Origin of the sequence: Pseudoxanthomonas sacheonensis (assembly GCF_010093305.1) — a bacterium.
In the GTDB taxonomy this organism is placed as follows: domain Bacteria; phylum Pseudomonadota; class Gammaproteobacteria; order Xanthomonadales; family Xanthomonadaceae; genus Pseudoxanthomonas_A; species Pseudoxanthomonas_A sacheonensis.
Genome location: NZ_PDWS01000026.1, coordinates 50,866 through 59,111 on the forward strand (window position 1 = coordinate 50,866; position 8,246 = coordinate 59,111).

Here is an 8,246-nt window from a genome sequence, read left to right on the forward strand (position 1 = left end):
GAGGCCGCACAGGAGAAACGGCGTGGGAAGATTGTTCGTAGTGTCCAACCGCGTCGCCCAACCGGGCGACGTCCAGACCGGAGGCCTGGCCACAGCGCTGCAGACCGTCCTTCGCGAACAGCGAGGGGTGTGGGTCGGATGGAGCGGCAGCTATGGCGAAGGGCCGCCGCACGTCCACATAGGCGAAGGCATCCGCTATTGCACGCTGGACATTCCGGAGCCCGATTTCAACGCGTACTACCATCACTTCGCCAATCGTACGCTGTGGCCGCTCTTCCACTATCGGGTCGATCTGGTGGATTATCGGCGCGAGGCTTATGAGGGCTATCGGGACGTCAACCGGCGCTTCGCCCGTGCGCTTGCACGCGAGCTGTGCGCGGACGACGTAGTCTGGGTTCACGACTACCATCTGATCCCGCTGGCGCAGGAAATGCGCAAGCTGGGCTTCGCCCAGCGCATCGGCTTCTTCCTGCATATCCCGATGCCGTCGTGGGACGTGCTGTCCATGCTGCCGGGCCATGAGGAACTGCTGGGTTGCCTGGCCGACTACGATCTGGTCGGCCTGCAGACGGACGGAGACAGGGAAAACCTCCGCGCTTCCCTGGAAACCATCGGCAGGAATGGCATCCGTTGCGAACTGGCGACATTCCCCATCGGCATCGACGCCAACGCCGTTGCGCAGGTCGCTGCCGCTCCGGTGGCGCTATCGGCGGCCGAGGAGCTGAGGGCCAGCCTTTCCGGCAAACGGCTGGCCGTAGGCGTCGACCGCCTCGATTATTCCAAGGGCCTGCCGGAACGTTTCCGGGCGTTCGCGCGCTATTTGGAACGCAAGCGCGCGCACCGCGAACCGCTGACCTACCTGCAGATCGCTCCTGCGACGCGCACCGCGGTACCCGAATACCAGAAGCTTCGGAAAGAACTGGAAGGCCTGGCCGGCCATATCAACGGCACGCACGCCCGTCCGGACTGGACGCCCATCCGGTACGTCAACCACAGCTATCCGCACAGCGTCCTTACCGGCTTCTATCGCGCGGCCGATCTGGCGCTGGTGACACCACTGCGCGACGGCATGAACCTGGTGGCCAAGGAGTACGTCGCATCCCAGGATCCTTCCGATCCCGGCGTACTCGTGCTGTCCCGGATGGCAGGCGCCGCCGACTCGCTGCCCGAAGCGCTGCTGGTCAATCCGCACGATATGGACGAGGTGGCGAGCGCCATCGACACCGCAGTATCGATGCCCGCCCCGGAACGGCGCCGCCGCTGGCAAGCGATGATGGAAAACCTGCGGCGGAACGACATCAAACGCTGGGCGTCGGATTTCCTCGAACGCCTTCGCGGACCCGCCACCGCACCGTCGGCACGGCTGGATGCCGCGGCACCGCCCAAGACGGCGCTGATGCTGGCGACGCGCCGCACCTAGGAAAGAAATCAAAGGAGAACCCATGAGAATCGCGCAGATCGCGCCTTTGCTTGAATCGGTACCTCCGCGGCTGTACGGCGGAACCGAGCGCGTCGTGTCTTACCTGACCGAAGCGCTGGTGGAGCGCGGACACCAGGTGACGCTGTTCGCTTCCGGCGATTCGGCGACCTCCGGCGACCTGACCAGTTTCAGGGAACAGGCGCTGCGCCTGGACCCGGCGCCGCAAAAGTCGGCGCTTGCGGCGCACTTGTCCATGCTGCACGGCATCCGCCAATGCGCTGACGATTTCGACGTGCTGCACTTCCATATCGACTTGCTGCCCTTCCCCATATTCGAGACGGTAGCGCACAAGACCGTCACCACGTTGCATGGCCGCCAGGACAAGCAGGACCTGGCACAGGCCTACCGTCGCTGGTCCGGTTTCCCATTGGTTTCCATTTCCGACAGCCAGCGCAAACCCATGCCTTGGGCCAACTGGTTCGATACGATCCATCATGGACTGCCGCCCGGCTTGTGCATCCCTCCCTCCCGGCCTGCCTGCGACTATCTCGCTTTCCTGGGGCGTCTCTCGCCGGAAAAGCGCCCCGACCGCGCCATAGAGATCGCCCGAAGAGTCGGCATGCCGCTGAAGATCGCCGCGAAAGTGGGCGCGGGAGACCAACGATACTTCCATCAGACCATCGCGCCCATGCTGGAAGGCGCCGATGTGGAATTCATCGGCGAGATAGACGATTCCAGGAAGAGCGAATTCCTCGGCAACGCCGCGGCCTTGCTGTTCCCGATCGACTGGCCCGAGCCGTTCGGCCTGGTCATGATCGAAGCGATGGCCTGCGGCACGCCGGTGGTGGCCTGGCGCGAAGGGTCGGTGCCGGAAATCGTGGACGACGGCATCAGCGGCCGGGTCGTGGACGGAATGGAGGAAGCCGTGGCCGCGGTGGCCGAAGTGCGCACCTACGACCGCCGCCGCATACGCGCCTGTTTCGACCGGCGTTTCGACGCATCGCGCATGGTGGACCGCTACGAATCACTGTATCTGCGCCTGACGCAAGAGCAGCCGGTTTTGAAGCAGCCGGTCTTGAAGAAGGCCTGACGCGATGGAATCCACCACCGATGCCGCGTTGCAGACGCGCTACGTGCTGAAGGACGGCGACAGCTTCCTGGTCGCCAACAGCCTGGGCAACGTCGTGTCCCTCAGCGAGGGCTTCTTCATCCAGGACACGCGCATCCTGTCGGCCTATCAACTGCTGCTGGGCGACCAGGAGCCGGCGCTGCTCAGCGCAGCGGTCACCCAGGACAACGTGCTGTTCGTCGCCCACATGACCAATCGCGCGCTGTCGGCGCTTGACGAAATGGGTGCGCCCGAAGGGCTTATCCACCTGACCCGCAGCCGCTTCCTGTGCAAGGAACGCATATTCGAACGCATCACCTGCGTCAATTACGGAGCCCGGCCCGCACGCCTGCCTTTGCGGTTCCGCTTGGCCGCGGACTTCGTGGACATGTTCGAAGTGCGCGGCAGCAAACGCTCCGCGCGCGGTCGCCTGTTCGAGTCCGAGACCGGCGACTGGGGATACGGTTTCCGCTACGAGGGACTCGACGCCGTGGTGCGCACGTCGTCGGTGCTTTTCTCGCGTACGCCGCGGTTCCTGGAGTCCGGCTTGCTGGAATTGGCCGTGGCGCTGGAGCCGGGCGGCAGCGACGAGCTGTACGTCGAGATAGGCGCGATGCCGGAAGGCACGCCGACGCGCGAACGGTACCGCGACGAAGCCGCGACCGCACGGCGGCGCATGCGGCGGCGGCAGCGGCGCGGCGCACGGGTGGCCAGCGGCGGCCCGCTGTTCGACCAGTGGATGCGCCGTTCCCGCTCGGACCTGGCGCTGTTAACCAGCGAACTGGAAACGGGCCCTTATCCTTACGCCGGAATCCCCTGGTTCTCCACGCCGTTCGGACGCGATGCGGTGATCACCGCGCTGCAGACTCTGTGGCTGGATCCCGCGTTGGCCAAAGGAGTGCTCAGCTTCCTGGCCAAGCACCAGGCGCAGGAAGACTCGCCTTTTCTGGATGCGGCGCCCGGCAAGATCCTGCACGAAACGCGGAAGGGCGAGATGTCCGCATTGAAGGAGCTTCCTTTCGGCCTCTACTACGGCGGCGTCGATACCACTCCGCTGTTCATCGCACTGGCCGGCGCCTATCTGCGGCGTACCGGCGACGTAGCCACCATTCGGGCGCTATGGCCGGCATTGCTGGCGGCCATCCAATGGATAGAGCGCGTTTGCGACTCGCACCCCAACGGCTTTCTCGCCTATGCGCGCGCCAGCGAGCGGGGCCTGGCCAACCAGGGCTGGAAGGACAGCGGCGATTCGGTCTTCCATGCCGATGGCCGGCTTGCGCAGGGCCCCATCGCGCTGGTGGAGGTGCAAGGCTACGTCTATGCCGCCTTGCGCACCATGGCCGAACTGGGCGAGATGGCCGATCTGGACGAACGCTGGGACCCGGATGCGGCCGCGCGATGGAATCTGCGCGCAGACGAACTGCGCGCCGCGGTGGAAAAACTGTTCTGGATGGAGGACGCCGGCTATTACGGCATGGCCGTGGACGGCGCCGGCGAGCTGTGCGCCGTGCGCGCGAGCAATGCGGGCCATCTGCTTTTCGTCGGGCTGCCCTCTGCCGAGCGCGCGGCGAGCGTCGCGGAGAAACTGATGTCGCCTGCTTTTTTCTCGGGTTGGGGAGTGCGCACGGTGGCGCGCGGCGAAGCGCGCTTCAATCCCATCTCCTACCACAACGGGTCGGTATGGCCGCACGACTCCGCCTTGTGCGCCTTCGGCATGGCGCGCCAGGGCGTGCGCGGAGCGGCCAACCTGCTGCTGCGCGGGGCATTCGAAGCTGCGGTCCATTTCGACATGCGGGTGCCGGAGCTGTTCTGCGGCTTCTCGCGGACACAGGGCGCGCCGCCCGTGGCCTATCCCATCGCCTGTCTGCCGCAGGCCTGGGCGGCGGGGTCCGGGCTGATGCTCCTTCAAGCGTGCCTGGGCGTCGAGATCGACGGCGGTTCGCACACCATCCATGTACACCGTCCGGAACTTCCGCAGGGTATCCAGGATGTCGTCATCACCGGCCTTGCGGTGGGAGAACACCGCGTGGATCTGGCGTTCCGCAAAATGGGCGACCGCGTGGCCGCCTTCCTCGATGCCGACGATAACGGACAAGTCTCGCTGCAGATCCGCAATTGATCTTGCCATCTCCGGAATGCGTTGAAGCACGCTCATGTCACGCCCATCCCGCAGATCGATCAGTGCCCCGAATGCAGGTCGAAACCGGCGACGTTGGCGCGATCGCGGGCCAGCCACACCTTCCCTGTCCATGCATTAACGCATGAGTTCGCCTCAAGCCGAAGCAACTGGCTTCATGTATTGCCAGGCTCCGGCAGCATTGCCTAGCGGATATCCTGTCTTTCCATAAGGGTGTCGGCATGCCTGTGGACGACACGCCAGCCTTCTGCCTCGCGCCGGAAGATGGTGGTCACGCGGTAGTCCCGCTTCGAAACTTCCGGCTGTCCAGGGCGGCGATAGCGGATATGTTCGTACTGCACGATGTAGGCGAAGTCGCCGCTGACAGCCGTTTGGATCTGCTCGATGGTCTTGGAACCGTCGGAGCCGAGGAACTGGGAGCTCGCCCAGTCGAGCCTTGAGCCGACATCGCTCCAGCCTTTCGCCGTAGGGCCGCCAGCCGCACCCGACAGCGTCGCATCATCCGAATGCGACCAAAGCGCCTTCACCGCCTCTGGCTTGCCGTTATAGAACGATGTCGCCGCATCGGCGTATTTGCCGAGCATGGCCTGCAACTCCGCGTCGGGTACCGACTGCACTGAAGTTTCTGCGGCGGAACCTGTATACGCCGCGGCAAGGAGGGCGGCTGCGAAAACAAAGGAACGCAACGATTTCATGTTCGGCTCCCGGTAGTGTTGGAACGATGCTTGACCCCTGAATCAAGTAGAGCCGCGATGCGGCTTCGGAATGGATGAATCGACGGGCGCCACCGGCGCCCGCTCCCATGATGCCACCGGGCCTTGACGTACACGAAACGACGGATGGCAAACCGGTGTTCTTATGCTACGCCAGCGGGAGCACAGGCCGGGGCTGCGAATGGCGAGCTTCTGCAGCAAATGGCTCCATTCGCGATCGATCTGACCAACGGTAACCGGAATGGGCTCGATGGCCCGGACCGGGCCGATCTTGCTGCGGTCGAACGCATAGCCGCGCGCCGTCGCCTCGGCATGAACGCTGGCCAGGTAGGAGTTCATTGCCGACAGCGGAAACGGATGCGCTCTGAAACGCTCGAGCTGCGGATGATGCTTGTAACCGCGGGTCTCTCCGCGAAGAACCGCACGCGCAAGCAGCCCTTCCCGCCAAAGCGCGACCAGGCCTTGCGGGTCCAGGTATTTGGGATGCAACGACCAGAGCCGCATGTGACACCCGATGGGTTTGACTCGAGAGGCGGCATGCTCTCTCGATGGAAGGTCAAGTATCGCTGGCGCGGTGGCTGTGGGCGATGGGGCACCACGGTCAGGCCTTCGATCCGCACCACGTCAGTCAGCTACCGTTGGCGGTCCGAGTTCAACCCGTTCCACCCCTCAGGAGTTGCCCGACACGATCTTGATCATGGCGAAGGGTTCGGTCCCGAAGCAGACAACGCCGATGACAATTCCGGCCTTCGAGGTCGCTTGAACGATAGGCACCTGCTTCGCGGATTCCATGATGGCCCGGACAACACACGTCCACCCCAAAGCCGAATACACGACTGCAACCGTCCCGCTTCCCGACGACCAAAATCCGATCAGACCATGACTACTTGACGGAGGAGTCATACATGAATTGTTAGGCCCCGTCGCCATCGCTGTCCCGGCCGCCCTCAGCGTCTCGTCCGGACTCGCCATTCTTGCCGGATTGTCTACTGGATAGCGCAAATGCGATCGCAACACCAATGCAAATACCAAAGCCAATACCCAAAGCCAGATTGTCCAGGGCAACGCCAAATGCCGCACCGATTGCGACACCCAGAGCAATGCCGATACCTAAATAGCTGGTCTTCTCTTCGTTGCCATTGCCCTGAATGCTAGTGCCTAGATAGCTGGTTTTCTTTTTGTTGCGGTTGCCGTACATGCGATCTACCTCCTGGGGGCCTAACCCCTGACACAGCCGAGCCGCGAAGCGGTTTCGGCTTGAATGGATTGTTAGGCCCCGCTACTAGCAGATACCAGGCCATGTGTGATCTTTATAGGTTGAGCAGATGGATATGGTTGCGCAAAGGCTCAGAAGGGGCGCACGTGGCAACGGACTCAAGCAAGGCTATAGCCATTTCGCTGTGATCGGGGCCCAGGCCTCTTTGATGCAGTTCAATGATCTCGCGGAACCGTCCAACGGAGATGTTTGACTCTTTTGTGTAGGTGTACTGGTCATGCGAGATGTTGCGGATTAGGGTGCTAACAATTCTCCGAATGCCGGTGTGGTTAGTGCGAGAAAATGCGAATGACCAAAGATCCCCGCTTGAGTCAATTACATGGACAGTCTTGTTGTTAATCCTGTTGTGACGAGTCTGCATGATGGCGTCTACAAAGACTCCATCAAACTCCGTCAGTACGAAGAGATTTTGCTGTCTAACCTCAATTATCGGAGTCTTCATTGCGGACCTGGCGCCTGAATTAAGCCGAGCCGCGAAGTGGCTTCGGCTTGAATGGATTGTTAGGTCGCAGTCCGGGCATTTTGCTTGCGATCACCACAGCCGCCACCACGGTTTTGCGGTGCTTTTTGCCGCATCTGGGTAGACGATCTTCTCAGACTGTGGGTCGTAGAAGGCAATCCCGTGCTTCTTAGCCAGCTGAGAGACAAGAGTGCCAACGTAGTCGGCCTTTGGCCACACGCAGCACATAATTATGTGTCCATCAGATCGGTCGAATGCGATGCTCCACGGGCACAGGTCGAAGTCGCCGACCTCATCCTCAGGGATCGCATCTATCTCAGGGTGCTGCGCCGTCAGCTCTGCATAGAATGCAGCTATGCCAGGGTGAGGCACCACTCCTGATGTATCTCCGTCGCAAAGGCGGATGTGGAGCGCGCTAGCCTCCTCGTCGCTGAGACGCACTGCGGTGTTCCAGACGCTGTAATCACAACTCACGGGCTACCTCCCTGCGGCCTAACGCCTGAGTTAAGCCGACCCGTGGCGGGACGGCGGATGCGCGCAAGCGTAGCGCAAAGCACGTAGCGGACGCCACGACACGGGGTCGGCTTGAACGAATTGTTAGGCCGCGCACCGGAGCACTAGTCGCGCGGTAGCTCACGAATCTCTACTGTGCCGCCTGCCTCATAGACAGGGTTGTCTGAAAGAAAGGATTGAGCCTGTTGAAGGCTGGCGGCACGCAGGCGGATGTAACCGGAAAGATGCTCGCTGCCTGCTCCAGGCTGGCCGGTCTTGCGAAAGGCAAGACCTTTGCCAATGGCACTGCCTCCATCAAAGAGCCCACTTTTCTGGAGAAGCGTAAAGTAGTTGTCCCAAGCGAAAGAATCATTTGCGGCCGCCGGGTCCGTGGAATCGCTATGCATCAGCAAGATGTAGTCATTCATATCTTGAGACTCCACGAATTCTCTTGTGCGGCCTAACGCCTTATGTCTTTCGATTGCCCTACTGTAGTTGTCGAGAGCCCGGCGTGCGCGCCCGATAACGCCTCGGTGTCAGCAGCACCGTAATTCAGCAGGGGCCGCACGCCGGATCTCGCGCCCTGCGCCCGGACAGTTGGACGAGGTTTCCCTCGAACTGATAAGCGTGGGCCTCGGGC

8 protein-coding genes are annotated in these 8,246 nt (G+C 62.3%); 3 read left to right on the plus strand and 5 right to left on the minus strand.

Translation table 11 applies throughout. From position 1 onward, the window contains the following. Nucleotides 1–22 precede the first annotated feature (22 nt). From CSC73_RS17745 to CSC73_RS17755, 3 genes are read left to right on the plus strand one after another with little or no spacing between them, the layout of a single operon-like run. Entirely contained in the window at nucleotides 23–1,420 is a 1,398-nt protein-coding gene (locus CSC73_RS17745) for an alpha,alpha-trehalose-phosphate synthase (UDP-forming) (RefSeq protein ID WP_163843262.1), read from the plus strand. A 22-nt stretch (nucleotides 1,421–1,442) separates the two neighbouring features. Further along, nucleotides 1,443–2,510 carry a glycosyltransferase family 4 protein gene (locus CSC73_RS17750; protein ID WP_163843265.1) on the plus strand — a complete coding sequence of 356 codons (1,068 nt, stop codon included), beginning with the start codon at nucleotides 1,443–1,445 and terminating at the stop codon, nucleotides 2,508–2,510. A gap of 4 nt (nucleotides 2,511–2,514) precedes the next feature. Continuing rightward, on the plus strand, nucleotides 2,515–4,647 hold the full coding sequence (locus tag CSC73_RS17755; protein WP_163843269.1) for an amylo-alpha-1,6-glucosidase: 2,133 nt from the start codon (nucleotides 2,515–2,517) through the stop codon (nucleotides 4,645–4,647). A 203-nt stretch (nucleotides 4,648–4,850) separates the two neighbouring features. Here CSC73_RS17755 and CSC73_RS17760 read toward each other — a convergent pair whose 3' ends face one another. The 5 genes from CSC73_RS17760 to CSC73_RS17780 all read right to left on the minus strand — a co-directional run bounded on the left by CSC73_RS17760 (nucleotide 4,851) and on the right by CSC73_RS17780 (nucleotide 8,034). Continuing rightward, nucleotides 4,851–5,360 carry a YybH family protein gene (locus tag CSC73_RS17760; RefSeq protein WP_163843272.1) on the minus strand — a complete coding sequence of 170 codons (510 nt, stop codon included), beginning with the start codon at nucleotides 5,358–5,360 and terminating at the stop codon, nucleotides 4,851–4,853. Between the two features lie 42 nt (nucleotides 5,361–5,402). After that, a complete protein-coding gene (locus CSC73_RS17765) occupies nucleotides 5,403–5,882 on the minus strand; it encodes a pyrimidine dimer DNA glycosylase/endonuclease V (protein ID WP_163843276.1) in 480 nt (159 codons plus the stop codon). A 409-nt stretch (nucleotides 5,883–6,291) separates the two neighbouring features. Continuing rightward, a complete protein-coding gene (locus CSC73_RS17770) occupies nucleotides 6,292–6,576 on the minus strand; it encodes a glycine zipper domain-containing protein (RefSeq protein ID WP_211840923.1) in 285 nt (94 codons plus the stop codon). 610 nt (nucleotides 6,577–7,186) lie between these two features. Beyond that, nucleotides 7,187–7,588 carry a hypothetical protein gene (locus CSC73_RS17775; RefSeq protein ID WP_163843279.1) on the minus strand — a complete coding sequence of 134 codons (402 nt, stop codon included), beginning with the start codon at nucleotides 7,586–7,588 and terminating at the stop codon, nucleotides 7,187–7,189. 143 nt (nucleotides 7,589–7,731) lie between these two features. Then, complete coding sequence (locus CSC73_RS17780) at nucleotides 7,732–8,034, minus strand: YciI family protein (protein WP_163843282.1); 303 nt, start codon at nucleotides 8,032–8,034, stop codon at nucleotides 7,732–7,734. Nucleotides 8,035–8,246: the final 212 nt, after the last annotated feature.